Consider the following 2070-nt stretch of genomic DNA (forward strand, 5'->3'; position numbering starts at 1 on the left):
TTAAGGTCCCAAAGTGTAGATTAAGTGCGATTCGAAGGTGGTCTCAAGCCCTAAACAGCCGGGAGGTGAGCTTAGAAGCAGCTACCCTCTAAGAAAAGCGTAACAGCTTACCGGCCGAGGTTTGAGGCGCCCAAAATGATCGGGGCTCAAATCTACCACCGAGACCTGGCCGTACCCGTGACACGGGTAACCGCGTAGGTTGGCGTTCTGTTCGGATGGAAGCGCGGGCGAGAGCTCGTGTGGACCGTTCAGAAACGACAATCCTGGTCACAGTAGCAGCGATAGTCGGGTGAGAACCTCGACGGCCTGATGAGCAAGGGTTCCTCGGCACTGCCACTCAGCCGAGGGTCAGCCGGTCCTAAGATGCACCGCAACTCGACTGCATCAACGGGAAACTGGTTAAGATTCCAGTGCCATCGTGCAGTAAACGTCGACGCCGTGTGGAACGCTGAGCCGGGCATTGCCCGGTCGAATCGTGGAAACTCGTGGAAACCGTCACGGTACGAAGCGAGCGAAACGCGAGATAGCGCAAGTCAGCCGTACATAGGGCCCGTGAAAAGACAAGCACGATGTCCGTACCGAGATCCGACACAGGTGCTCTGGCAGCGAAAGCCACGGCCTGTCGGGAGAACCGACGTTAGGGAATTCGGCAAGTTAGTCCCGTACCTTCGGAAGAAGGGATGCCTGCCCTCGACGGGGCAGGTCGCAGTGACTCGGGCGCTCCGACTGTCTAATAACAACACAGGTGACCGCAAATCCGCAAGGACTCGTACGGTCACTGAATCCTGCCCAGTGCGGGTATCTGAACACCTCGTACAAGAGGACGAAGGACCCGTCAACGGCGGGGGTAACTATGACCCTCTTAAGGTAGCGTAGTACCTTGCCGCTTCAGTAGCGGCTTGCATGAATGGATAAACGAGAGCGCCACTGTCCCAACGTTGGACCCGGTGAACTGTACGTTCCAGTGCGGAGTCTGGAGACCCCCAAGGGGAAGCGAAGACCCTATAGAGCTTTACTGCAGGCTGTCGCTGAGACGTGGTCGCCGATGTGCAGCATAGGTAGGAGTCGTTACAGAGGTACGCGCGCCAGCGCGCCACCCAGACAGCATTGAAATACTACCCGTCGGTGACTGCGACTCTCACTCCGGGAGGAGTACACCGGTAGCCGGGCAGTTTGACTGGGGCGGTACGCGCTCGAAAAGATATCGAGCGCGCCCGAAGATCATCTCAGCCGGGTCGGGAATCCGGCGAAGAGCGCAAGAGCACAAGATGGTCTGACAGTGTCATTCCCAACGAGTGACGCTGACGCGAAAGCGTGGTCTAGCGAACCTACGAGGCTCCGGAATGGGGCCCGTAGATGACAGAAAAGCTACCTTAGGGATAACAGAGTCGTCACCCGCAAGAGCACATATCGACCGGGTGGCTTGCTACCTCGATGTCGGTTCCCTCCATCCTGCCCGTGCAGAAGCGGGCAAGGGTGAGGTTGTTCGCCTATTAAAGGAGGTCGTGAGCTGGGTTTAGACCGTCGTGAGACAGGTCGGCTGCTATCTATTGGGGGTGTCAAGGTACTTGACGTGAACGAACGTATAGTACGAGAGGAACTACGTTTGGTCGCCACTGGTGTACCGGTTGTCCATTCGGGCACTGCCGGGTAGCCACGCGACACGGGGTAAGAGCTGAACGCATCTAAGCTCGAAACCCACATGGAAAAGAAGTACCGTTGAGGTCACTCGTAGAAGACGAGTTCAATAGACTCGGGATGTACGCACCGAGGCAACGAGGTGTTGAGTCCACGAGCACTAACAGACCGAAGCCACAATCATACGGCACTGACACTACCACACTCGGTTGAGTTCAGGCGGTAACTGGATCGCACGCATACACGGTCGGCCGATCACACAGATCGGGACCACCGACACAGGCGTCTCGCTGTACTCGTGGTGAGTACAGGGAGGCTCGGTTCGAGTCCGAGCGTCGGCGTAAAGGCGGCCAGAGCGGCGGGGGAACACCCGTACCCATTCCGAACACGGAAGTTAAGCCCGCCAGCGTACCGGGAAGTACTGGAGTGAGC

Annotated in this window: 2 rRNA genes; both read left to right on the forward strand. The window is 57.7% G+C overall.

What is annotated here, in order from left to right:
- Positions 1-1822, forward strand: a 23S ribosomal RNA gene (locus ACFQMF_RS15635); the annotation flags it as partial.
- A 158-nt stretch (positions 1823-1980) separates the two neighbouring features.
- Positions 1981-2070: ribosomal RNA gene (gene rrf, locus ACFQMF_RS15640) — 5S ribosomal RNA — on the forward strand; the annotation flags it as partial.

Origin of the sequence: Halorubrum rutilum (genome assembly GCF_042665015.1) — an archaeon.
Lineage (GTDB): Archaea > Halobacteriota > Halobacteria > Halobacteriales > Haloferacaceae > Halorubrum > Halorubrum rutilum.